Origin of the sequence: Limosilactobacillus pontis DSM 8475 (genome assembly GCF_001435345.1) — a bacterium.
Classification (GTDB): Bacteria; Bacillota; Bacilli; order Lactobacillales; family Lactobacillaceae; genus Limosilactobacillus; species Limosilactobacillus pontis.
On sequence record NZ_AZGO01000030.1, the window covers coordinates 18,828 to 40,739 of the forward strand.

At 55.3% G+C, this 21,912-nt stretch carries 24 protein-coding genes and 3 pseudogenes; 11 read left to right on the forward strand and 16 right to left on the reverse strand.

Annotated elements, in window-relative coordinates:
* Nucleotides 1-3 precede the first annotated feature (3 nt).
* Nucleotides 4-807, reverse strand: a pseudogene (locus FD34_RS01945) (ABC transporter ATP-binding protein); the annotation flags it as partial.
* Between FD34_RS01945 and FD34_RS01950 the strand changes: the two are divergent.
* Nucleotides 805-1,311: pseudogene (locus FD34_RS01950) on the forward strand (DUF711 family protein); the annotation flags it as partial. The pseudogenes FD34_RS01945 and FD34_RS01950 overlap by 3 nt on opposite strands.
* 53 nt (nucleotides 1,312-1,364) lie before the next feature.
* Here the strand turns inward: FD34_RS01950 and FD34_RS01955 are convergent.
* Nucleotides 1,365-1,793 carry a CopY/TcrY family copper transport repressor gene (locus FD34_RS01955; protein WP_057806276.1) on the reverse strand — a complete coding sequence of 143 codons (429 nt, stop codon included), beginning with the start codon at nucleotides 1,791-1,793 and terminating at the stop codon, nucleotides 1,365-1,367.
* A 145-nt stretch (nucleotides 1,794-1,938) separates the two neighbouring features.
* Here FD34_RS01955 and FD34_RS01960 point away from each other — a divergent pair, with 145 nt between their 5' ends.
* Nucleotides 1,939-3,318, forward strand: coding sequence for a DHA2 family efflux MFS transporter permease subunit (locus FD34_RS01960; RefSeq protein ID WP_057806278.1), 1,380 nt, complete (start codon nucleotides 1,939-1,941; stop codon nucleotides 3,316-3,318).
* A 277-nt stretch (nucleotides 3,319-3,595) separates the two neighbouring features.
* Nucleotides 3,596-4,747: an MFS transporter gene (locus FD34_RS01965; protein WP_057806280.1), complete on the forward strand. Its 1,152-nt coding sequence runs from the start codon at nucleotides 3,596-3,598 to the stop codon at nucleotides 4,745-4,747.
* A 52-nt stretch (nucleotides 4,748-4,799) separates the two neighbouring features.
* Here FD34_RS01965 and recQ read toward each other — a convergent pair whose 3' ends face one another.
* Nucleotides 4,800-6,593 carry a DNA helicase RecQ gene (recQ, locus tag FD34_RS01970; protein WP_057806282.1) on the reverse strand — a complete coding sequence of 598 codons (1,794 nt, stop codon included), beginning with the start codon at nucleotides 6,591-6,593 and terminating at the stop codon, nucleotides 4,800-4,802.
* A gap of 130 nt (nucleotides 6,594-6,723) precedes the next feature.
* Here recQ and FD34_RS01975 point away from each other — a divergent pair, with 130 nt between their 5' ends.
* Complete coding sequence (locus tag FD34_RS01975) at nucleotides 6,724-7,599, forward strand: aldo/keto reductase (protein ID WP_057806284.1); 876 nt, start codon at nucleotides 6,724-6,726, stop codon at nucleotides 7,597-7,599.
* A 178-nt stretch (nucleotides 7,600-7,777) separates the two neighbouring features.
* Nucleotides 7,778-8,719 carry a diacylglycerol/lipid kinase family protein gene (locus tag FD34_RS01980; RefSeq protein ID WP_057806286.1) on the forward strand — a complete coding sequence of 314 codons (942 nt, stop codon included), beginning with the start codon at nucleotides 7,778-7,780 and terminating at the stop codon, nucleotides 8,717-8,719.
* Nucleotides 8,720-8,757: 38 nt separating this feature from the next.
* Here the strand turns inward: FD34_RS01980 and FD34_RS08325 are convergent.
* The 6 genes and pseudogenes from FD34_RS08325 to FD34_RS02005 form a co-directional block, all read right to left on the reverse strand.
* Nucleotides 8,758-9,063, reverse strand: a pseudogene (locus FD34_RS08325) (helix-turn-helix domain-containing protein); the annotation flags it as partial.
* A 221-nt stretch (nucleotides 9,064-9,284) separates the two neighbouring features.
* Nucleotides 9,285-9,443, reverse strand: coding sequence for a hypothetical protein (locus FD34_RS08550; protein WP_152936735.1), 159 nt, complete (start codon nucleotides 9,441-9,443; stop codon nucleotides 9,285-9,287).
* A complete protein-coding gene (locus tag FD34_RS01990; protein ID WP_152936736.1) occupies nucleotides 9,412-9,735 on the reverse strand; it encodes a hypothetical protein in 324 nt (107 codons plus the stop codon). The genes FD34_RS08550 and FD34_RS01990 overlap by 32 nt, the downstream gene beginning before the upstream one ends.
* A gap of 235 nt (nucleotides 9,736-9,970) precedes the next feature.
* Entirely contained in the window at nucleotides 9,971-10,291 is a 321-nt protein-coding gene (locus FD34_RS01995; protein WP_057806292.1) for a carboxymuconolactone decarboxylase family protein, read from the reverse strand.
* Between the two features lie 15 nt (nucleotides 10,292-10,306).
* Nucleotides 10,307-10,723: a cupin domain-containing protein gene (locus FD34_RS02000; RefSeq protein WP_057806293.1), complete on the reverse strand. Its 417-nt coding sequence runs from the start codon at nucleotides 10,721-10,723 to the stop codon at nucleotides 10,307-10,309.
* Nucleotides 10,724-10,824: 101 nt separating this feature from the next.
* The gene (locus tag FD34_RS02005) at nucleotides 10,825-11,301 is read right to left on the reverse strand and encodes a flavodoxin family protein (protein ID WP_057806325.1); all 477 of its coding nucleotides are present in this window, start codon (nucleotides 11,299-11,301) and stop codon (nucleotides 10,825-10,827) included.
* Nucleotides 11,302-11,340: 39 nt separating this feature from the next.
* On the opposite strand from FD34_RS02005, the gene FD34_RS02010 reads away from it, so the two are divergent.
* Nucleotides 11,341-12,222, forward strand: a complete 882-nt coding sequence (locus FD34_RS02010; protein WP_057806295.1) for a LysR family transcriptional regulator — start codon at nucleotides 11,341-11,343, stop codon at nucleotides 12,220-12,222.
* A gap of 41 nt (nucleotides 12,223-12,263) precedes the next feature.
* On the opposite strand, the gene FD34_RS02015 is transcribed toward FD34_RS02010, so the two are convergent.
* The 4 genes from FD34_RS02015 to FD34_RS08330 all read right to left on the reverse strand — a co-directional run bounded on the left by FD34_RS02015 (nucleotide 12,264) and on the right by FD34_RS08330 (nucleotide 14,306).
* Nucleotides 12,264-12,602, reverse strand: a complete 339-nt coding sequence (locus FD34_RS02015) for a branched-chain amino acid transporter permease (RefSeq protein WP_057806297.1) — start codon at nucleotides 12,600-12,602, stop codon at nucleotides 12,264-12,266.
* Nucleotides 12,599-13,303, reverse strand: a complete 705-nt coding sequence (locus tag FD34_RS02020) for an AzlC family ABC transporter permease (protein ID WP_057806299.1) — start codon at nucleotides 13,301-13,303, stop codon at nucleotides 12,599-12,601. The genes FD34_RS02015 and FD34_RS02020 overlap by 4 nt, the downstream gene beginning before the upstream one ends.
* Nucleotides 13,304-13,426: 123 nt before the next feature.
* A complete protein-coding gene (locus tag FD34_RS02025; protein WP_057806301.1) occupies nucleotides 13,427-13,951 on the reverse strand; it encodes a GNAT family N-acetyltransferase in 525 nt (174 codons plus the stop codon).
* A gap of 190 nt (nucleotides 13,952-14,141) precedes the next feature.
* On the reverse strand, nucleotides 14,142-14,306 hold the full coding sequence (locus FD34_RS08330; protein ID WP_235805963.1) for a hypothetical protein: 165 nt from the start codon (nucleotides 14,304-14,306) through the stop codon (nucleotides 14,142-14,144).
* An 87-nt stretch (nucleotides 14,307-14,393) separates the two neighbouring features.
* Here FD34_RS08330 and FD34_RS02030 point away from each other — a divergent pair, with 87 nt between their 5' ends.
* Both FD34_RS02030 and FD34_RS02035 read left to right on the forward strand, forming a co-directional pair.
* Nucleotides 14,394-15,035 (forward strand): endonuclease III domain-containing protein, encoded by a 642-nt coding sequence (locus FD34_RS02030; protein ID WP_057806303.1) that lies wholly within the window; start codon nucleotides 14,394-14,396, stop codon nucleotides 15,033-15,035.
* A gap of 46 nt (nucleotides 15,036-15,081) precedes the next feature.
* Nucleotides 15,082-15,633 (forward strand): cysteine hydrolase family protein, encoded by a 552-nt coding sequence (locus FD34_RS02035; protein WP_057806304.1) that lies wholly within the window; start codon nucleotides 15,082-15,084, stop codon nucleotides 15,631-15,633.
* Here the strand turns inward: FD34_RS02035 and FD34_RS02040 are convergent.
* Nucleotides 15,630-16,448, reverse strand: a complete 819-nt coding sequence (locus FD34_RS02040) for a glycosyltransferase family 8 protein (RefSeq protein ID WP_057806306.1) — start codon at nucleotides 16,446-16,448, stop codon at nucleotides 15,630-15,632. The genes FD34_RS02035 and FD34_RS02040 overlap by 4 nt on opposite strands.
* A gap of 83 nt (nucleotides 16,449-16,531) precedes the next feature.
* Here FD34_RS02040 and FD34_RS02045 point away from each other — a divergent pair, with 83 nt between their 5' ends.
* Nucleotides 16,532-17,188: an HD domain-containing protein gene (locus FD34_RS02045; protein ID WP_057806309.1), complete on the forward strand. Its 657-nt coding sequence runs from the start codon at nucleotides 16,532-16,534 to the stop codon at nucleotides 17,186-17,188.
* A gap of 216 nt (nucleotides 17,189-17,404) precedes the next feature.
* Here FD34_RS02045 and FD34_RS02050 read toward each other — a convergent pair whose 3' ends face one another.
* Nucleotides 17,405-17,962, reverse strand: a complete 558-nt coding sequence (locus tag FD34_RS02050; RefSeq protein ID WP_057806311.1) for a hypothetical protein — start codon at nucleotides 17,960-17,962, stop codon at nucleotides 17,405-17,407.
* Between the two features lie 4 nt (nucleotides 17,963-17,966).
* Nucleotides 17,967-18,842, reverse strand: coding sequence for a DegV family protein (locus FD34_RS02055; RefSeq protein WP_057806314.1), 876 nt, complete (start codon nucleotides 18,840-18,842; stop codon nucleotides 17,967-17,969).
* Nucleotides 18,843-19,050: 208 nt separating this feature from the next.
* On the opposite strand from FD34_RS02055, the gene FD34_RS02060 reads away from it, so the two are divergent.
* Nucleotides 19,051-20,733, forward strand: a complete 1,683-nt coding sequence (locus FD34_RS02060) for an NFACT RNA binding domain-containing protein (protein WP_057806316.1) — start codon at nucleotides 19,051-19,053, stop codon at nucleotides 20,731-20,733.
* 333 nt (nucleotides 20,734-21,066) lie between these two features.
* Entirely contained in the window at nucleotides 21,067-21,876 is an 810-nt protein-coding gene (locus FD34_RS02065) for an Abi family protein (RefSeq protein ID WP_083479795.1), read from the forward strand.
* Nucleotides 21,877-21,912: the final 36 nt, after the last annotated feature.

A 21,912-nucleotide genomic window follows, 5' to 3' on the forward strand; every position in this document is an offset into this window, starting at 1 on the left:
TAGTTAGTTGAACGCCATCTGACTGGTGTAAAGATCATAGTAGAAACCACGCTTCTGCAATAGCTGCTGGTGACTCCCGCGTTCCATCACCTTACCATTATTGAGAACAATGATTTCATCCGCATTCAAGATAGTCTTCAACCGGTGGGCGATGACGAAGCTGGTGCGCCCCGCAATCACGGTGTCCATCGCCTTCTGGATCTTCTCCTCGGTGACGGCATCAACGTTTGAGGTCGCCTCATCCAGAATTAAGAATGTCGGGTTGGTTAATATTGTTCGGGCAATTGAAATCAACTGCTTTTGGCCGGTCGAGAACACGGCATTCTCATCGGATACCCGCGTATCGTATCCCTCTGGTAGGCCCTGAATGAAGTCATCAATCTGGGCCTCCCGGGCCGCAGCGATAATCTCCTGCCGGCTGGCCCCCGGTTTTCCATAACTAATATTCTCGGCGACCGTCCCCGTAAAGAGGACCGAATCCTGCAAAACGATGCCGACGTTGTCCCGTAAGGAATGCAGGGTCAGCTTGCGGACATCCGTTCCATCAAATTCAACGTGGCCGGCGTCAACGTCGTAGAAGCGGTTGATCAGGTTCATGATCGTGGTCTTACCGGATCCGGTGGGACCAACAATGGCGACCTCCTTGCCCTTTTGCGCGTTAATGTTAATGCCATGGAGAATCTCTTTATCCTTGCTGTAACCGAAGTGGACGTCCTTGAGACTGACCCCATCTTCGATCCCGCGCAGGACCTGGCCAGAAGCAACCGGATCCTCCTCATCTTGTTCCTCGACGGCATTCAACCGTCGGTCGCTGAGGTCCTCGAAGAGATCGGGGTCGGCCAGGTCGGCGGGCACGGAACCACGGCTGCTTTAGCAATGCTTAACGACGCCGTCAAAAAGGGCGGTATCATGGCTTGCAGCCACGTTGGCGGGCTGTCCGGTGCCTTCATCCCGGTTTCTGAGGATGCGGGGATGATCAAGGCCGTCGAGTCCGGCACCCTCAACATCGCCAAGCTTGAGGCGATGACCGCGGTTTGCTCGGTCGGTCTCGACATGATCGCCATCCCCAGTGATACCCCAGCGGAGACGATCAGTGCAATGATCGCCGACGAGGCCGCCATCGGGATGATCAACAACAAGACCACCGCCGTCCGGGTAATCCCGGTCCCTGGCAAGGAGGTCGGCGATACCGTCGAGTTCGGCGGCCTGCTCGGTCACGCCCCGATTATGGCGATCAACCCGGCCCCGGCCGACCGGTTGATCCACCGCGGGGGCCTAATCCCGGCACCGATCCACAGTTTCAAGAACTAAGCAAAAAAGGAGTGCGATTCGCACTCCTTTTTTCGTTACGGGAAAGTTTCTCGTTAACAATGCATCTTCTCGCCCGGGACGCAGTTACAGTGGACCTGGTCGGGCGCCGTTACCAGCTTATCCTGCAGGGCCTGCTGGAGGCGCTGAATGTCAGTCTTGCTCAGGGTTACCTGGTCGACCACGTGATCCAGGGTCCGGCCGACACAGTGCTCACAAATACTGCTAAAGAGGGCATCGGCCACCTGGTCCATCGTCGCCTGCTCTTCCACCAGCGGCCGGTAGATGAAGGACCGCCCCTGCCGCGTGGTCGAGAGGGCGCCCTTGGCCACCAGGCGTCGCAGGAGGGTCTTCACCGTTGCCGGTTTCCAATCGACCTTGCGCTGGAGGATGGTGATGATCTGGCTGCTGGTCGTCTCACCCAGCGTCCACACAATCCGCATTACCTGCCACTCGGCCGGCGTGATCTCTAATCCCTTGGTCATCTGACCGCCCCTTTCGTTTTTGATTACATTTGTAATTATAACACTCATTGGTCCCCCTTGCAAAAAGTACTGCATTGACTTCCGGGCCGATCTTGATAAACTTATAGACTGTGTAATTTTTATCAAAGGAGTCACAAGCAAAGCAATGCAAAACAAACGAATTCAGCACGCCCTGATCATCATGGTGCTGGGGACCTTCTTCGGGATCCTCTGTTCCACCCTGATGAACATCGCCCTGCCGACCTTCATGCGGGTCTTCAATATCAGCGAGGCCCATGTCCAGTGGGTGATCAACGGCTACATGCTGGTCAACGCCCTGATGATCCCGGTCAGCTCGTATCTGATCAAGCGCTTCTCCTTTCGCTGGCTTTTCATCTTCTTTTGCGGGGTCTTTCTGGTCGGAACGGTCATCGGGGCCGCGGCACCTAACTTCAACACGGTGGTTGTCGCCCGGATGATCCAGGCGATTGGTGCGGGGATGATGATGCCCCTGGTCAACGTCCTGGCCATTCGCTACGCCGATCCCGGGAAGAAGGGCCGGATCATGGGGGTCATCGGTTTGGCCTTCAATTGCGCGCCGATCTTTGGCCCAGTCCTCTCCGGAGTGATATTGAACTACCTTTCCTGGCGCTACCTCTTCATCCTGATTATCCCCTTCCTGGCGCTCGTCTTAGTCCTGTCCTTCATCTTTCTCCCCTACATCCCACATAACGAGTCGCCGCGCTTCAACACGGTCGGCCTGGTTACGATCACGATCGGGCTCTGGTCACTGTTGATGGGACTGTCCAACGTCGCCAACAATCACCTGGCCTCCTTCGCCGTCGCCGGCTACGTCCTAATCGGGATCGCCTTTTTAGTCCTCTTCTACCTCAGCCAACGGCGTAGTGACCACCAGCTGATCAACCTGACGATCTTTCGCCACAAGCAGTTCGTCCTCGCCACCACCATCAACATGCTGATCACGGCGACAATGTACGGGAACACCATCCTGATCCCCCTCCTGGTCCAGATTGTCCTCGGTAAGAGCACGATTGTCTCGGCGATGACGGTCCTCCCCGGCGCCTGCCTGACCGGCTTATTGTCGACCACCAGCGGCCGCTTCTACGACATCTACCCGATCCGGGTCCTGGTCGGCACGGGGCTGGTGATCGACATCATTGGGACCCTCGGCCAGGCGATGATCGGTGCCAACAGCTCGGTGTTGATCATCACCATCTTCCAGACCGTCCGCCAGTTCGGTCTGGTCACGATGCTGATTCCGTTGCAGACCCAGGCCCTGGCGCTGTTGCCCAACGAGATCGTCCCCGACGCGGTGGCCTCCTTCAACACCTTCCGCCAGATCGCGGCCTCGTTTGGGACGGCCCTGATTGTCGCGGTCGTCGGGATCGTCAACGGGATCATCCATAACCCGGCCTCCCACCTCGGGATCCAGTCCGGCTTCCTACTCTGCCTGTGCCTGCTGGTGGTCTCGCTGGTTCTCAGCCGTCAGCTCTACCACAAGATTGAAAAGCCTAATAATGACTAGGCCCTCATCCTCTTAATCCATACCTGTTCAATGGATTAAGGGGATTTTTTATTGGTGGTATCACTAACCTAGTACTCCGCGGCCGATTTTGGGAAGTAGTCTTACTTAAACGTAAAGTTAATCGTTTTAATTCCAAACTAATATTGTATAATAGCAGATGGAATTATCGATTGTTCGTTTCTAGTTCCGGGGTTTTATAAGCAATCTCTCCATTTTGTCTCCCAAACAAAACGTGCCTTAACTAAACTTATCGCATCGAAGGGATTGATAATTAAATATGAAGTATCGTTTGCAGAGTATCGTCTTTGTCCTGACGGCCTTTTTGCTGGGCTGCAATGAGTTCATGGTGGTCGGGGTCATCTCCAATATTGCCAAGAGCTATCACGCCTCGCTGTCGACGGTCGGCCTGCTGGTCACCTTCTTCGCCATCACCTACGCGGTCTGCACGCCGGTCTTGACCACGGTCACCAGTAAGTACAACCGCTTCAAGGTCCTGATGGCCATGCTGGTGATCTTCTGGATCGGTAACACCATGACCGCCCTGGCGCCGAACCTCTTCTGGCTCTTCGTCGCCCGGATCATCACGGCGGCGGTGGCCGGGGTCATCATCTCACTGATCCTAGTCTTCGTCAGCGTGATCGCCCCGCTGGCGAAGCGGTCGATGCTGGTCGCTGCCGTTTTTTCAGGCTTTTCCACTGCCACCATCATCGGGGTGCCGGTCGGGACCACCATCAGCATGCTCTCGTCCTGGTACATCAGCTTTCTGGTGATCTCGGTGCTGACGATCATCATCGGTGCCGCCCTCTACTGGCTGGTTCCGCGTGACAGCGATCAGGTCACCGGTTCGATCAAGAGCCAATTGCGGCTGATGGGTGACCGGCGAATTGTCCTCGGGGTGGTTGTGATGATCGCCCTGATGGCCGCTGAATATACCTTCTATACCTACATTCGTCCAATCATCACCGACGTCCTCGGCTACAGTACCGCCCAGCTGAACTGGCTGTTGGGTTTGATCGGGGTGATGTTCATCCTCGGCAACACCGCCGCCGGGATCGTCTCCAGCCACTACGGGATCGCCAAGATGCCGCAGGTCAGCGCTGCCTGCCTGATCCTCCTGTTGGTCATGGGATTGGCCTTCCACCTCTCCTGGATGGGGATCGCCCTGCTATGCCTGATCTGCTTTGTCCTCGGCATGCCCGGCTCGATCCTCCAGGTGATGTTCTTAAACGTCGCCGACCGTGACTACCCGGAGGCGATAAGCCTGGCCTCTTCGCTCAACCCGATCTGCACCAACGTCGGCGTCTCGGTTGGCTCGCTGGTTGCTTCGATCAGCGTTAACTTCGTGCCGATCAGCCAGGTCGGCTACATTGGCGCCATTTTCGCCCTGATTGGGGTCGTCGGCACGATGATGCTCGTGAAAATCAAATAATAATGAAAATGCATTCCGCACGACTGTGATGTCGTTTGGAATGCATTTTTGCTTAGTCAGTATTACCGGACAGGTAGGCGCCGATCTCGTCCATCATGATTTGGCCATACTTCTTCAACTTGGCCTGGCCGACCCCGTTGACCGTCAGGAAGTCGGCCGGGGTCTGAGGCTGCAGGCGGGCCATGTCATGAAGGGTCCGGTCGGAGAAGATCATAAACGGTGGGACCCCCTGATCGTCGGCTAGTTTGCGGCGCTGCTTACGAAGAAGCTCAAACAGGGCCGCCTGCTCCGGCGTCTCATCCACTGTCGTCGACGACCGGGTCGGCTGGGGTTCACTCCGCCGCTGGACGGTGGCCTCACCATCAAGAACCCGCCAACCGGGCTTGGCAATCTTAACCACCGGGTATTGGCCGCCATCCAACTCCAGGTAACCGGTGGCCAGCAGGTAGTCGACCAGGGCGCCAGCGGCCTGCTGGGAGAGCTTGAGGGCGCCGTAATGTTCCAGCTGGTCGGCGTGGAGCTGGTTGATCCGCTGGTCGTGGGACCCGGTCACCACCTTGGCGACCAGGGACTTGCCGAAGCGGCCGTGAAGCTCCTTGACTACGGCGATGACTGCTTGAGCCATGGCGGTGATGTCCTCCAGCTGGCGGTCGTCGGTGCAGTTGCTGCAATGGCCACACGGCTCGCATTCCTGGCCAAAGTAACTGACAATCTGCTGCTGGAGGCAGCGCGGGGTGTTGGCGTAGGCGGTGACCGCCTGGAGCTTCTCGTACTGGACCTCCCGGTACTCGTCGTCAGCGGTCGACTGGTCGATGAACCAGCGATACTGCTGGATGTCATTGGCGTGGTAGAGCATCACCGCCTCGCTGGGCAGACCGTCCCGCCCGGCGCGCCCGGCCTCCTGGTAGTAGGACTCCAGGTTCTTGGCGCTGGTCGCGTGGAGGACGAAGCGAACGTTGCTCTTGTCGATGCCCATTCCAAAGGCGTTGGTGGCCACGATCACCGGTACCCGGTCAAACTGGAAGTCATCCTGGACCTGGGCCCGGTCCTCCGCCGTCATCCCGGCATGATACATTGCCGCCTGGATCCCGTGTTCGTTGAGAAAGGCAGTCAGCGATTCAACCCGCTTACGGGTGTTAGCGTAGATGATCCCGGCCTCACCCTGGTGGGCTGTCAGGTACTTGAGGATATACTGACGGATCCCCTGGTGCGGGTGGGCCACCGCAAAGCTGATGTTCGGCCGGGCAAAGCTGGTGATGACAAAGTTGTCTTCGGGGATTCCCAGCTGGTCGCCGATGTCTTGCTGGACCTGGGGCGTAGCGGTGGCAGTCAGGGCCAGGATCGCTGGATGGGTCTTGAGGCGTTGGATGGCGTCGTTGAGCTGGCGGTAGGCCGGGCGGAAGTCGTGCCCCCATTGGGAGATACAGTGGGCCTCGTCGATTGCCACCAGGTTAATGTTGAGAAAGCCCAGCTGGTACTGGAAGTAATCCATCGCCAGCCGCTCCGGGGTCACGTAGAGGAGCTTGATCTCGCCATTGTAGGCACTGCGCAGAATCGGGTTGACCTCTTCACGCGGGGTAGCGCTGTTGAGGGCCGCGGCGGCGATCCCGTTCTGGCGGAGCGAGTCGACCTGGTCCTTCATCAGGGATAGGAGGGGTGAGACGACGATCGTCACCCCGGGATTGATCAGGGCCGGGATCTGGTAGCACAGGGACTTCCCCCCACCGGTCGGCATCACTGCCAGGGTGTTATGACCTTCCAAAACCTGCTTGATGACCTGCTCCTGACCGTCGCGGAAGTGGTCAAAGCCGAAGTTGGTGTGTAAGATTTCTGTTGGTGTCGCCATGGTATCTCCCCTTCATTGAACCTGCTATATGATGTATACGTAAAATCTGGTCAACGCCTTCCATGATACTACGAATTTTCACCATCTTGACAAAGTTGTGCGATAATTAAAATATCGGAGATGATAATATATGGAAAAAGTTAAATTAAACAATGGTCTGGCGATGCCCCAGGTCGGCCTGGGCGTCTGGAAGGTGCCACTCGACGTGACGGCCAAGATGGTCGCCACCGCGGTCGAAAATGACTACCCCCTGATCGACACCGCCAAGCAGTACGGCAACGAGCAGGGGGTCGGTCAGGGAATCGCTGCCGGGCTGGCTGCCACTGGCAAGTCCCGGGACGACCTCTTCTTGACCACCAAGATCTTCAACGGTGACCAGGGCGACTACGACCGGGTCCGCAACGCCGTCAACCAGCAGTTGGCCGCCCTGCAGACCGATTACGTTGACCTGCTCCTCCTCCACTGGCCGGTCTTCAACCGTTACAACACCAGCTGGAAGGCCCTCGAAGATATCTACCGCGACGGCCAAGCCAAGGCGATCGGTGTCTGCAACTTCAACGTCGACCACCTGACCAACCTGCTCGACCATGCTGAAATCAAGCCGATGGTCAACCAGATCGAGTTTAACCCGCGGATCCACCAGCCGGACACGGTCGCCTTCTGTCAGGGGCAGCACATCCAGCTGGAAGCCTGGTCACCGCTGGGCAACGGGCAGCTGCTCGACAACCCGGTAATCAACAAGATCGCCAAGGCCAAGGGGAAGTCCCCGGCCCAGGTCGAGCTGCGTTGGGAAATCCAGCAGGGCTTCGTCGTCATTCCAAAGTCGACCCACGCTGCCCGGATGAAGGAGAACGCCGACATCTTTGACTTCAGCCTCGACGCTGACGAGATGGAGGAGATCGCCATGCTCGACGAAGAGAAGCACTCCATCTGGTACCAAAAATTCAAGTGGTCCGGAAATCCGGACGGGGTCGATGACTACATCGCCAAGCCGGGTGCCTACTAATAGCGGCCGTGTCCCACTTCATTACCAAACGACGGTTTACCGAGCCGCCGCTTTTTAGTTTGCTTAAACAACGGTCGTGGATGGCCTTATACTGAGCATTTACGTCTTTCTGCTTACAAGCTCCCCCTAATCATGCGTTATAATGGAATCTGTCAACCTTAAGAAACGGAGCAAGTTCATGAAGTACCACTTTATCATCAATCCCTGTGCGGGTGGCGGCAAGGCCTGGACCGCCTGGCACCAGGTTCAAACCGCACTGGCTGCCAAACCGGGGATCCAGTTTGATCACGCCACCAGTCAGTACGCCGGTCACCCCCGCGAGCTCGCGATCCAGGCAGTCCAGCGCGGTGACTGCGACTGCCTGGTCGTGGTCGGCGGCGACGGCACCCTCCACGAGGTGATCACCGGCCTGATCGCGACCCAGCAAGAGGAGCCCCTGCCGGTCGGCTACATTCCCGCCGGTACCGGGAACGACTTTGCCCGCGGCTACGGGATCGCCACCGAACCCCGCCAGGCCCTGGACCAGATTCTTACCAACCAGCACCCCCACTGGATCAACATCGGCCACTACCATGATTTCAGCCGCGAGTGCGAGGGGATCTTCCTCAACAACTTCGGGATCGGTTTCGACGCGGCAATCGTCCACGCCACCAACCATTCCCGGGCCAAGGCCTTCCTGAACCGCCACCACCTCGGCACCTTTGCCTACATCTACAAGGCGGTTCGGGTCTTCTTCGCCCAACCGGCCTTCCGGGTGGTGGTCGACGATGATGGACACCAGCGAACCTTTAACCACGCCTTCCTCCTGGTTGCCAGCAACCACCCCTACATCAGTGGTGGGGTCCGGATCGCAGCCGACCAGCGGATCGACCGGCGGGAGCTGGAACTGGTAGTGGTCGAGAAGCGCCACTGGCTAACCTTGCTCTGGGCAATGCTGATGTTTGCCAGCGGCCACTTGGTCGACTCCCGCTTCGCCCACCTCTTCCGCGGGACCCAACTGCGCTATGCGGTCACCCCCGCTCAGTACGGCCAGATCGATGGTGATGAACCGGGCAAGCCCCCCCTTGACCTGGCCCTGGACTGTTGCTCTTACCCGCTCTGGCAGACGCCACTATGGTGAACTACTCGGCCATCAATGACCGCGCTTCTGTGAACATGTGGGTAACCACCCTGGTACCTAAAGAGCATCTTAAAGGCTTGAGCGAGGTTATGATTAACCACGAGAAAACTAGTTGCGTCACTAACGCTAAGGAATGGATATTCCTGCTTGAGTCTTTTCAGGAGATAATTCATACCATATTCATTGACGAAGTGACTGCTAGGATTGTTTCGATACCGCTCTTTAGCCATCGCCAACATCTGGTTCCAAACAAAGCGATCATTACCAAACATCTGCCATAATTGTTCTCTCTGCTGAGCATTGGGATATAGACGGAGCTTAATGCCTTTTATAATCTGCGCCATTTTTTACCATCATTCCTTCATCAACGATCAGTTAACAAAGCTAATTAATGTCCTAGTGCCAATCTTTCCGTTAAGTGTATTATATCATTTTTTTCAAACGTATGTTCGCTATAAAATCAAAAAATGGACAATTCATCACGTCCTTAAAAGAACGTGTTTCCTTGTCCGCTTTCAAAAAAACAACACCGGATAAATCCACAGATTTATCCGGTGTTATTTGCTTAATTATCCGGCTGGGCGTAACCATTCTCCTGAATAGACTTCTGGTCGGACTTCTTCGCTTTATTGAACATATCGAGGAAGTCATCGTAGGTCATGTCAATCTTGGTGTAATGGTCAATGTCCCATTCATATGTGGGGGTGCTTAGCCGTTGTTTCAAAGGAAATGTGGCTCCCATCCTTATTGAGCTCGAGCTTGTAGTGGTCCTTATTGTAGACAGAGTGAACGTTAAGGATGAAACAATTGTTCCCCATCGCCTTCCAGATACCACGGTAAGCCGACCCGTAGTAACCCTCGTCACTACCCCCAATCTCCGGGGTGGCCATCATCAAGGTCCCGTTCCGGTTGAAGTAGATATAATTTGGCTGCGGACCGTACTTGGCATCAGCATCGGATTCCTTTTCCTTATAAACCCCAGTCAGCATCTCGGTCTCGTTCCAGACGGTGAGCACGTGATTGACGTAGACGGCTAGCCCACCGAGGACCAGAACCGCGATAATTATAATGATCTATTTTGTACGTTTCCTCATTCGTATTTCCCCTTATCCCTTACTTAACAGTCGCCATTTTATCATAAGAAGGGGGGTGCCAATTCATTGAACGTCGTCTGAGTGCATTGAAGGCAAATTTTTACTAATAAAACAGCGGCCAATCGCTCTCTCGCGGTCAGTCGCTGTTGATTCTTGCCTAGTCATCCCAGACCTTCTTGGCCACGTTAAATGCGGACCAGGCGTTTGGCCAGCCGACGTAGAAGGCCAGCTGGGTGATCATCTCGGCGATCTCTTCCTTGGTGATCCCGTTCTTCTTAGCCGTCTGCATGTGGTATGGCAGTTGCGCAAAAGCCCCCTTGGTGATCAGGGCGGTCACCGTCAGGAAACTCCGGTCACGTGGGCTGAGTTCCTTCTCCCGGGACCAGACCTGTCCAAACAAGACGTCATCGTTTAATTCCGCGAATTTCGGGGCGAAGTCGCCCAGCTGGTCGCGGCCAGCGGTTTGTTTCCTAGCCATGAGAATCCTCCTTTTCTACTTCGTCAGCTGATCGTAGTAGTCGTCAGTGACCTTCTCGCACCATTCACTGGTCCCCTTAGTGATCGCGATGTGGGAGAACCAGGAATCCTTGGTAGCACCATGCCAGTGCTTGACGCCCTCGTGAATTGCGACCACGTCACCGGGCTTCAGGAGTTGGGCTGGCTTGCCCTCCTCCTGGTACCAGCCCTCACCGGCCGTGACCAGGAGAATCTGGTAGCCGTCGTGGTGGATGTGCCAGTCGTTGCGGCAGCCGGGCTCGAAGTTGACGTTGGCGACGTTGATGTCGATGTTGTCATCAGGGCTGACCAGGCCGTTGAGGTAGCTGGTCCCGATGAAGTACTTGGCGTAGGCGACGTTCTTGTCACCGAAGCCAAAGAGGTCGTTCTTTACTGCTTGTTCGTCCCTTGCCATTATCAGTACTTCCCTTTAATGTCTTGATTACCTTTAATATAAGAGGAAACCGCAATAATGTAAAATGCTTATTATCGAGCCTTATCCATTCAAATAATGTATTATAATTTACGTAACCAGGTCGCTAGGGCCGAAACGGCAAAACGTGGAGCGGCATGGGTCAGGACGTGGTAACCCGTGATCACGTAGAGCTTACCGGCGTGGGCGATGAAGTCCTGCTGGTAGTTGCCGGTGGCGCTCCAGCCGGTGCTAAACGGTGCCACAACACCTGAATAGCCCTGCAACTGCTTTAAAAGCTGCATAATCGGCGAGGAAACCTGGCCGTCCCAGACCGGGCCGCCGACCAGAATTGCGTCGTAGTAGTCCAGTTTCGGCAGTTTGGTCGTTAGGACCGGTAGCTGGCCGCTGGTCCGCTGCTTTTTATAGACCTTATTGGTGGCGGTCATGTCGTCGGGAAAGGTCCCCGGTGCCACCCTGACCTGCAGGATGTCGGCGTCGGTCAGCCGGTGGATCTGGCTGGCGAGTTTCGCCGTCGTTTCAAATTGTGAATAATACAAAATCAGTGCCTGTTTGGCCATTTCAATCATTCCCTTACTTAGAATCTGGAGGTTTTTCATATGGACACGCGCGTCATCAAATACTTTCTCACGGTCGCTCACACCAATAATATCACAAAGGCCGCCAAGCAGCTGCACGTCACCCAGCCGACTCTCTCCCGGCAGATCATGGACCTGGAGAGTGAGCTGGGCGTCACCCTCTTCGACCGCCAGCAGCGACGGATGGAATTGACACAGGCCGGGGTCCTCTTTCAACGGCGGGCCACCACGATCCTCCAGCTCCTCGACCAGACCGAGGCGGAACTCCTCCGCCAGGACAGTGACGAACTGACCGGGACGATCAATCTGGGCTGTGTCGTCTCCAGCGTCTCCCCCTACCTGATGGGGCTAGTCGACCAGTTCCAGCAGGCTCACCCGGCGGTCCGCTTCAACCTCTTCGACGGCGACGGTGACTTCCTCCGCCGCCAGCTCGATGAGGCCGCTACCGAGCTGGCCTGCCTGATCGAGCCGGTCGAGGCAGCTAAGTACAACTACCTGGTCCTGCCCAGCCGGGAGCAATGGGGGATCATTTTGCGTGCCGACGACCCCCTGGCCAAGAAAACGGCCTTCACCCGCGACGACCTCTACAAGCTGCCCCTGATCATCCCCCACCGCAACATCGTCCGCGATGAGGTCAGCGACGTCCTCAAGCTCGACCAGCGCAGGCTCAACGTCCGTGCCAGCAACAACCAGCCCAGTAACGCCATCGCCCTGATCCGGACCGGTCACTACTACGGCCTGGCGATCAAGGGAGTGGCCGACCTCTTCCACGACCCCGCCATCACCTTCGTTCCCTTCACCCCGGCGACCAGCACCGGCCACGTCCTGGTCTGGAAGAAGAACCGCCAGCTGTCCACGGCGGCCGAACGCTTCCTCCAGTTCGTCACCGATCACGCTAATTAAAGAAGACCCGCACCGTTAATTGCGATGCGGGTCTTCTTATTTCAAAAGATAAAGTTAACCAAAACAATGTAGCTGACGGTTCCCACGATTAAAGAGAGGAACATGCTCCGCCGCCAGAGGTGGATGACCACCGTGATCAGCCCAGCGATCAGGTCCGGTAGGCCGTGGTCCCCGGACAAGAGGTTGATATTGCGGTAGCAGTATACCACCAGCATCCCCATGATGGCGGGCGGCAGGAAGGCGCCGAGTCCCTTGATAAAGGGCGACGGCTCGTCGCGGTCGTCCTTGCCACTGGTGAAGAGATTAAACGGCAGCCAGCGGGTGATGAAGTTGGTCACCGTGGCGATCGCAATTGTGATGACCTGTTGAACGATGGTCATGCCCGGTCACCGCCCTTCTGGTGACGACGGTAGAAGTAGTAGTACTCGGCGACCAGGAGCAGGAGGGTCGCGATCAGAAAATAGGTCTTACCGAAAACCAGCAGGCAGCCGATCGTGATTGCCACCCCACTGAGCGAACTGATGTGGCGTTTCTCCTGCATGAACTGCTCCAGGGCCAGGACGATGAAGAGGGCCGTCATCACGAAGTCCAGCCCCTTGACCTGAACGTTGAAGGTCGCACCGAAAAAACCACCGAGAAAGGCCCCCAGCACCCAGTAGGCGTAGTCCAGGATGGTGATCCAGGCCTGGACACTGGTCTCGTCACAGTCGTCCGGCACCTGCAAGCTGTAGTTGATCACGAAGGTCTCGTCGGTCAGGCCAAACAGCAATAGGAACTTGCGCCAGCCGCGGTGCGGGTACTTGGTCAGCATCGAGATCCCGTAGAAGAATTGGCGGAAGCCGACCACCGCCGTGATCAGCAGGACGTTGACCGGGTTGAAGTGCTGGGTCAAGAGGGTGGCGATGATGAATTCGACCGAACCCCCGTAGATCGTTGCCGCCATCAGAGTCGGGTACCAGAACGAAAAGCCCAAATTGTGCATGTACAGGCCGTAACCGAGCCCCAGGATCACGTAGCCGAAGAAGACCGGGCTAGACCTGGTCAGGGCCAGGCGAAAGTTGCGTCCACGCTTACTATTCACATTATCTCCTCCCCATTAAAACAATGCCCTCATTCTACCAGACCGCTCGTCCCCTGGCCAGACAGTCAAAAGTAAAAAAGCACCTCAACTTTTCTTTAGTTGCGGTGCCTTAGCTATCTTAATTTAGTTCCCCGTCAATAGGGCGTAAACGTAGGAAATTTCCTGTGGCCGGTAAACCCCGTGCAGCTCCCCAACCTTGGTGAAGCCGTTCTTGGTGATCAGGTGCTGCATGATCTTGTTATCCTCATGGGTGTCGATCCGGATCGTCTTGATATCCTGCCGGTGCGCCTTGATGTAGTCGATCACGTTGGTGAAGAGGGCCGATGCGTAACCCTTGCCGGCGTGGTTGGAGTGGATGGCCACCCGGTGGATCACAACGTACTTGTCGGTGTCAATCAGCCAGTCACCGTGCAGCTCGTCGTAGGAGTGGTCCGGTGCCTCGACGATCGACAGGGCACCGACCGTCTCGTCATCGTCAGATTGGACTAGGTAGGCAAAGCCGTTGTTGATGTCTTCCTGGACATGCTCAACGTTCGGGTAGTCCCCCTGCCACTGGTCGATTCCTTGGGAGGCCAGTTGGTCACGACCATCGCGCAGGATTTCAATAATCTGGTCGAGGCCATTCATCGTTGCTTGCTTGATTTGCATTGGACTATCATCCCTTCATGAGTAGTTTTGTTATCCGTTCGTCAAAACGGCCTTAATAATAATGTAACATACTTTGCTTTTGGCTGACAAGCATTTACCCCTGTCCGCGCCCCACGCAAGATGCACGGCAGTTGACCGCTTTTAATTATTTAAAATAAGATAATATGTTAAAGTGTTGGCTAGACAGTTGTCAACGGTTTAGTGGTTGTTTCATCCCAATCCGCTTTGCTAATTCAACTTGTGATGTTCCTCTTTTAATGCGTTGAGTATGCAAATGGGCTAAACTTTCAATTGCCGTCATCTCATCTGGCTTGATTGAGGTAAGCTTCTTCTTTATATCATTCCAAGTGGTCATTATCATCGTCCTTCCGGTTAAGCCAATCATCCAGTAGCACTATTAACACTATCCTGTATTATTTAATGGATAAAGGAGTCGATTACTATGCAGCTCACCATTACCCAACTATACGAAAAGATGCGCGCCAACATGGGCCCGTCCGGCTGGTGGCCCGCCGACAGCAAGGAAGAGATCATCATCGGGGCAATCCTGATTCAAAACACCAACTGGCGTAATGCCGACAGGGCCCTGACCCTCCTCCGTAACGCTACGGGCCTTGTACCCGACCGCATCCTGACCCTACCCCCGGAAAAGCTACATGACCTGGTCCGACCGGCAGGCTTCTACCGCAACAAGAGCCGGGCCCTGGTCAGCGTCCTCACCTGGCTGGCCCAGGGCAACTACGACTACCCGGCCATCGGGCAGCACTATGGGGCGCACCTTCGCCAGGAGCTGCGTGCCCTCCACGGGGTTGGGCCCGAGACGGCCGATGTCCTGCTGACCTACATTTTCGACGTGCCGACCTTCATCAGTGACAAGTACGCCCGGACCCTCTTCACCTGCCTGGGGGTAACTGGACTGACCGACTACCGGAGCTTGGCGCGGCGGTGCACCCTGCCGGCCAGCTTCACCCCGGCGATGGCCCAGGACTTCCACGGCCTGATCGACGAGTTCGGCAAGGTCTACTTCCACCCGCTAACAAAGTTCCAGGAGAGCTTCCTGGCCGGTGATACCCTCGCCCTCTGAAGGCAAAGATGCTACACTAGGTAAAATAAAAAAAGGAGTGATCACCATGACCAAGGCGCTATTGATCATTGACTATACCAACGACTTCGTGGCAGACGATGGGACATTGACGGTTGGCAAACCGGCCCAGCAGCTGGACGGCTACCTGACCGCCCTCGCCGACCGCTTCTACCAAAACGGTGACGTCGTCCTCTTCCCGACCGACGCCCACCACTTGCACGACCCCTTCCACCCGGAGTCGAAGCTCTTTCCACCGCACAACATCATCGGGACGTCGGGCCGCAACCTCTACGGCCAGGTCGGCAACTGGTCCCAGGCCCACCGCGCCAGCGATCGGGTCGACCTCTTCGCTAAGAACCGCTACTCGTCCTTTGCCAACACCAACCTCGACAACTACCTCCGCGAGCGGCGGATCACCGACCTCTGGATCAGCGGGGTCTGCACCGACATCTGTGTCCTCCACACGGCGATCGATGCCTACAATCGTGACTACCAGATCACCATCCCCCGCCGCGGGGTCGCCACCTTCACCGCGCACGGCGACGAGTGGGCGTTTGACCACTTCCAAAACAGCCTCGGCGCCACGGTCGTCGACTAGGATTGGAGCAGGCGCTGGGCAACGTGGAAGTAGTGCTTGTACAGGGCTGTGTAGCGCCCACTGTTCTTTTTGACCAGCCAGGGCTTATCACGGCCGCAGTAATGCAGGATGACGGTGTTCTTGACCACCCAGTCGGTCGTCCACTCGCCAAAGGAGATCGTTTCGTAGATCTGGCCCTTACGCGTGTCAAAGTTGTAGAGTTCGTCGGGCACTGACTTGATATCCTTGCCGTAGAGGGCGTTGAGGACGTCCTGGTCCGGTAGCAACAGAATATGGTCGCGGATGTAGTTGAAGATGGCGGCCGGCTGGACCCGCTGGCGGATGGCATCGAGGTTCATTAGCAGAACCCCGGAGTTGTAGTAGCCATCAGCGTCGAAGTTCTGCAGGCGGATCTTGTTGATCACCTCGGTCGTGTTGGTCAGGCCGGTGTGGATGGCCGAAGCGTAGAGGTAGTCAGTCAGGTCGGTCGCATACAGCTGGGTCAAGTCGTTAATACAGAGGACGTCGGCATCCAGGTAGAGGATCTTATGCAGGTCAGTCGGCAGGAGCTTGTGGACCAGGAGCCGGTAGTAGATCGTCGTCGGGTAGCGGTCGGTGACCGGGGCGTCCTTAAACATTTCGTTTTTCACCATCACCGGGTGGTAGGTCATCCCCAGCCGCTGACAGAAGGCTGCTAGCTGGTCCCCATTTTGGAGCGGTTGCTTCTGGATCACGTAGACGTCGAAATGCTGTGCGGGCGTGCTGACCTTAATCGAGAGCAGGACGGTTGCCAACTGGGTGGTATAATGGTCATCAATTGAGAATAATAGGTTCATCTGAATGGTCCTCCTTACAATATGTTCATTATAACAATTGACGGCGGGACCGGCCGGGTGGAAAACAGGAATGGAGACTTATCATGAAGCAGGAAGAACAAATTGTCGCAGTCAAAAAGTACACGATCGCCAAGCTCGGTCAGGACAAGACCGGCCACGGCATGGACCACATCAATCGGGTTGTCCGGATGGCCCGGCGCCTGGCAGCTGGCGAAGGAGTTGACCCCTTCCTGCCGGTGGTCGCTGCCTACCTCCACGACACGATCGACGAGAAGCTAGTCGATAGCATTCCGGCGGCCGAGCAGGAGCTGCGCGACTACCTGAGTGCCCACGACTTCACGGAAGACCAAGTCGCCACGATCATGGACACCATCAGTAACATCTCCTTTGCCCACACCCTCGACGGCGTGCCGATCCACCTCTCGATCGTCGGCAAGATCGTGCGCGATGCCGACTGGCTGGACGCGATCGGTGCCCTTGGTATTACCCGGGCGATTTTCTACGGCGGCGGCCACCACGAGAAGATCTATGATCCAGCAATCAAGCCCCGCCAGAACATGAACCGGGAGGAGTACCGTAACCTGGCTGACGAGACGATCATCAACCACTTCTACGAGAAGATCCTCAAGTTATCGGCCATGCTGCAGACGCCGACTGCTCGCCAGATCGCGGCGCACCGCCAGCAGGTCATGCTCGACTTCCTAGCCGAGTTCAAGGCCGAGTGGAACGCCGAGAAATAAAAACGCGCCCCACCATCCGGTCGAGCGCGCAGGCCACTACTCAAGCAGCCACTTAATTAGGCGTTTTATGTGCTTTCTAGGCACAATCAAGAGAATTATGCCGGTGTGCAAAATGACCTCGGTCGAACCGGTTGCGGGCGCTTAAGAGACGTCCTTTTTATATCCAAAATGCCCGTCAGGCACCAGAACACTTCTGGCTGCCGGACGGGCATTATTTTACTCTTTATTATCGGAATCAACGGGCGCAACCCAGTGCCGCCACAGCCAGCGGGCCCCCAACCCCAGCAAGGGGGTCAGGACCGCGTAGAGCAGGGCCGTCAGGATACTAGTCGACAGTCCCAGCCGGACGTAGGCCAGGGCGGTTGCTCCCTGCCCATCGAAACACAGGCCCGCGATTACCAGACCACCCTCAATCAGGACCAGTTGCAACAAACCAGCAATTAGACCAAGGAAGATCAGCTGCTGGTGGGTGACGGTACGGTCACGCAACTGCCAGCCTACCAGCCAGGCTAGGATGACCACCGTCAGCAGGATGGCAACGATCGCCACCAGGTCAGCGGTCCCGGCCAGAAACATAATCACCAAGGAAACAATCGCCACACCGAGGGCATCACCAACCCCTGCTGCCAGCAGAACGGCCAGGGCAATGATTCCCGCCCAGGGGGCCACGAAGACCCCGGTCGGCAGGATGAAGCGGGCACTAATCAGGCCGACGAGAACCATCAGGACCACCGCCAGGGCAGCGTAACCGAAGGACTTAATATTGATTCTCATGATCCTAGAGCGGCTTCTTATCAGTATCCTGCATCCAAGCCAGGGCCAGGGCACCCTGACCGAGGTGGGTCCCGATAACCGGGCCGAAGTAGCTCAGTTCAAACTTGATGTCGGGGAAGTCATCCTGGAGCTTGTCCAGCCACTTCTGCCCCGCTTCCGGTGCGTTAGCGTGAAAGACAATCCCACGGACCGGGTAGTCCAGCTTGGCCAGGTTATCCTTGAAGATCTGTTCACAGCGCAGCTTGGCCTTCTTCATCGACCGGACTTTCTCAAAGGCCTCGATGGCGTGGTGCTCGTTGTGGAAACTCAACAGCGGCTTGATCTTCAGAATCGAACCGACAAAGGCGGAGGCGTTGGAGAGCCGCCCCCCGCGAACCAGGTTTTGCAGGTCATCGACCACGAAGACCTCGTTGATCGTGTCCCGCAGCGCCGTCAGCTTGGTGATGATCGTATCAAGGTCGTCACCGTCCTCAATCATCTGGGCCGCCTGAATGGCCAGGTAACCCATCAGCTTGACCGTGATCTGGCTGTCGAACGGCACGATCTTGATGGTGTCCTTCATTTCTTCGGCGATCTGGGCGATGTTGTTCAGGAAACCGGAGATCGACTTGGCCAGGTGAATGCTGATGACGGCGTCGTAACCCTCGTCGGCCAGCTTTTGGTAGAGCTCCATCATCTCACCGATTGACGGCTGGGAAGTGCTGGGAAAGGTACTGGACGTCTTCAACAGGTGATAGAATTCCTCGGTCGTGATGTCGACGCCCTCACGGTAACTCTTACCGTCCACAACGAATGGAATTGGGACAACGTGAATATGGTTGGTGGCCGCCTCTTCCGGAGTGAGGTAGGCGGTGCTGTCGGTCACAACAGCAACTTTCATTGTATCGTCCTCCATTTTATTGAATAAATTGAATATAATTGCTTAGTATTGGATAAAAATCCACATAATATAAGAAGCATACCACATGAAGAAGTATAAACCAACTTATTTCAGTGGACAAATGCTTAAACTTGTTTGCCCGCGCAGAAAGACGGTATAATAGGAACCGCACATTTTCGAACGTTATTCAATGAAAGGAGCGCTTTGCATGTCCTTTGACGGTTTCTTTACCCATGCAATGGTGCATGAACTAGACCAAACACTAACTACCGGCCGGGTCGCCCGGGTCAGCCAACCCTACCCCGCCGAGCTGATCATCACGATTCGGGCCCACCGGCACAACCACGCCCTCCTGCTCTCGGCCAACCCGACCTACCCGCGGATCCAGATCACGACGATCCCCTACAGCAACCCGGCCGTGCCGACCAACTTCACGATGACCCTTCGCAAGTACCTGGAGGGCGCCATCCTGCATTCGATTACGCAGGTCGGCAATGACCGGATCATCAAGCTGACTTTCAATACCCACGACGAACTCGGTGACAGCCAGCAACTGGTCCTGGTCAGCGAGATCATGGCCCGCCACAGTAATATTTCCCTGGTCAACCAGAAGACTGGCAAGATCATCGACACGGTCAAGCACGTCGGCTCCGACCAAAACCGGGTCCGCCTCCTCCTACCAGGGGCAACCTTTGTGATGCCACCCAAGCAGGACAAGCTCAACCCCTACCTGCCCAACCAGCTCTACAGCGACCTGGTCCGGCAGTACCAGGATCCCCGGGAGTTAGCTCACCAACTGCAGCAGGGTTACGAGGGCCTGGGCACCGATACGGCCCGCGACCTCGCCAACCGCCTGCTGAGTAGCGACCACCTACCAACCACCTACCAGCAGTTCATCCAGCATTTCGACAGTCCCGACCCGGTGATTATCAACGGCAAGCGGAAGTCGTTCATGGCCTTTCCGCCGGCTGCGGCTGAGGAAGACGACCTCCAGCACTTTACCACCCTGTCCGAGTTGCTGGACAACTACTATGCCCAGAAGGCCCAGCAGGACCGGTCCAAGGAGCTGGCTGGCCAGGTCATCAAGGTGATCAAGAACGAGCTAAAGAAGGACCGGCGCAAGGTCAAGAAGTTCAACCAGCAGCTGGCCGACGCGGACGCCGCCGACCGCTACCGGATCCGCGGCGAGATCCTGACCACTTACCTGGGCAAGCTTAAGCCGGGCATGACCGAGATCACCCTACCGAACTTCTACGACGACAACAAGCCGCTCAAGATCAAACTGGCCCCGGAGCTGTCGCCATCGCGCAATGCCCAGAAGTACTTTACCAAGTATGATAAACTAAAGGCCTCGGTCGCCCACGTCAACGAGCAGATGAAGCTGACCCAAGACGAGATCGCCTACTTCGAGAACATCCAGAACCAGATCGACCTCGCCTCCCCGGCCGACATCCAGGAGATCCGGCTAGAGCTACAACAGCAGGGCTACATCAAGGGCAAGAAGCAGAAGAGCAAGAAGCGGCGCAAGGTCCGCTTGAGCAAGCCCGAGCAGTTCCACACCAGCGACGGCACCCTGGTCCTGGTCGGCAAGAACAACCTGCAGAACGACCGGCTGAGCTTCAAGACCGCCAACAAAAACGAGATCTGGCTCCACGTTAAGGATATCCCGGGCTCCCACGTGGTCATTCGGTCAACCGACCCCAGCGAGCAGACGATCCTGGAGGCGGCCCAGCTGGCAGCCTACTTCTCCAAGGGCCGTGATTCTGACAACGTCCCGGTCGACTACCTGCCGGTCAAGCGCCTCCACAAACCCAATGGTGCCAAGCCCGGTTTCGTGATCTTCACGGGCCAAAAGACATTGTACGTGACACCGCATAAGCTCGCGGATTAGCTGAGTACTTGTCCATTCAATATTAGTTGTAATTAAAAGGGAACGAGGTTGTGCCGCTCGTTCCCTTTTGTAGTTGGCCAATATTTGGATCACTATTTGTATTTTAAAGGCTGTAAATGAGTTTAGGATAAATTATTTGTATAGTTATTTAACCTCAGGTGTTCGAACTGATGTTCTAAGCGTGATATAATTATATTAAATATGGTTACCTGAAGCGGCAATAAAAAGGAAAGCTGTATTGCTAAAACAATGGGATGACAGAAGACCATTTTGTTAACCCTCAGTAGCAAATTTTTTATCAAATGGATTGACTACAATGTTAATTAATATAGAATGAAAGTATGGAAAGAGCCTCAGAGATCTCTATGTGAGACTGTTGCGGAGTCCCTTCATTCTACGGAATGGGGGGATTTTTTGTGTATTTTCAAAACCGTCGATGAACAAATTATGATATTGAAGCAACGTGGGTTAACAATTCATAATGAAGAGAGAGCAAGAAGGTATCTCTTAACTAGTAATTACTACGCAATAATTAACGGATATAGTAAATTTTTCCAAGATAGGGATAATCATTTCATGTCTGGTGCCTCCTTTGATGAAATTCGTGAACTTTACTGGTTCGACAAAGAGATTAAGCAGATTCTTTTGGATGGGATCCTGAATGCTGAGCATCACCTAAAATTTATTGCTGCCTATCGGTTTGCAGAAATAAGCCAAAATGAAAAATATGGATATCTCAATATAGGAAACTATGATCATGAAAAGCTTAACTACGACTGGAAATTAATCTCAAAACTATCTCAAATCTTAAGTAGTAACTGTAAATATAATAACAACACAATTTACCACAATATTCATACCCACAATGATGTGCCAATATGGGTACTCGTTGATTTCTTTGATTTCGGAACATTACGTGCTTTTATCAGGGATCTCCCTCATAGTGTACAAAATAAAATTGCGGTTGACTGTATTGGCTTCATTCAGGATAACGTACCGGGCTTTGACAGTGCATTTCCCGTCGAAATTATGAACTCTTTCATTAAAAACATTCACGAAACAAGGAACATTTGCGCACATAATAAACACCTACTAAAGTTTGAATGTCGTTCAGATGTCACCTACTGTAGAGGGCGGGACTAAAATGTAGGAAAACGGCGGTTTAAAATTGTCAGTTTT

Bases quoted from the DNA above. Each gene is read 5' to 3' on its own strand.
- FD34_RS02000 (WP_057806293.1), bottom strand. From the start codon at position 10,723: ATGGCAAGGGACGAACAAGCAGTAAAGAACGACCTCTTTGGCTTCGGT.
- FD34_RS02045 (WP_057806309.1), top strand. From the start codon at position 16,532: ATGAAGCAGGAAGAACAAATTGTCGCAGTCAAAAAGTACACGATCGCC.
- FD34_RS02065 (WP_083479795.1), top strand. From the start codon at position 21,067: ATGAAAGTATGGAAAGAGCCTCAGAGATCTCTATGTGAGACTGTTGCG.
- FD34_RS02030 (WP_057806303.1), top strand. From the start codon at position 14,394: ATGCAGCTCACCATTACCCAACTATACGAAAAGATGCGCGCCAACATG.
- FD34_RS01995 (WP_057806292.1), bottom strand. From the start codon at position 10,291: ATGGCTAGGAAACAAACCGCTGGCCGCGACCAGCTGGGCGACTTCGCC.
- FD34_RS01955 (WP_057806276.1), bottom strand. From the start codon at position 1,793: ATGACCAAGGGATTAGAGATCACGCCGGCCGAGTGGCAGGTAATGCGG.
- FD34_RS01965 (WP_057806280.1), top strand. From the start codon at position 3,596: ATGAAGTATCGTTTGCAGAGTATCGTCTTTGTCCTGACGGCCTTTTTG.
- FD34_RS02055 (WP_057806314.1), bottom strand. From the start codon at position 18,842: ATGAAAGTTGCTGTTGTGACCGACAGCACCGCCTACCTCACTCCGGAA.
- FD34_RS02025 (WP_057806301.1), bottom strand. From the start codon at position 13,951: ATGCAAATCAAGCAAGCAACGATGAATGGCCTCGACCAGATTATTGAA.
- FD34_RS02050 (WP_057806311.1), bottom strand. From the start codon at position 17,962: ATGAGAATCAATATTAAGTCCTTCGGTTACGCTGCCCTGGCGGTGGTC.
- FD34_RS01975 (WP_057806284.1), top strand. From the start codon at position 6,724: ATGGAAAAAGTTAAATTAAACAATGGTCTGGCGATGCCCCAGGTCGGC.
- FD34_RS02040 (WP_057806306.1), bottom strand. From the start codon at position 16,448: ATGAACCTATTATTCTCAATTGATGACCATTATACCACCCAGTTGGCA.
- FD34_RS01960 (WP_057806278.1), top strand. From the start codon at position 1,939: ATGCAAAACAAACGAATTCAGCACGCCCTGATCATCATGGTGCTGGGG.
- FD34_RS02010 (WP_057806295.1), top strand. From the start codon at position 11,341: ATGGACACGCGCGTCATCAAATACTTTCTCACGGTCGCTCACACCAAT.
- FD34_RS02060 (WP_057806316.1), top strand. From the start codon at position 19,051: ATGTCCTTTGACGGTTTCTTTACCCATGCAATGGTGCATGAACTAGAC.
- FD34_RS08330 (WP_235805963.1), bottom strand. From the start codon at position 14,306: ATGACCACTTGGAATGATATAAAGAAGAAGCTTACCTCAATCAAGCCA.
- FD34_RS01980 (WP_057806286.1), top strand. From the start codon at position 7,778: ATGAAGTACCACTTTATCATCAATCCCTGTGCGGGTGGCGGCAAGGCC.
- FD34_RS02005 (WP_057806325.1), bottom strand. From the start codon at position 11,301: ATGGCCAAACAGGCACTGATTTTGTATTATTCACAATTTGAAACGACG.
- FD34_RS02035 (WP_057806304.1), top strand. From the start codon at position 15,082: ATGACCAAGGCGCTATTGATCATTGACTATACCAACGACTTCGTGGCA.
- FD34_RS02015 (WP_057806297.1), bottom strand. From the start codon at position 12,602: ATGACCATCGTTCAACAGGTCATCACAATTGCGATCGCCACGGTGACC.
- recQ (WP_057806282.1), bottom strand. From the start codon at position 6,593: ATGGCGACACCAACAGAAATCTTACACACCAACTTCGGCTTTGACCAC.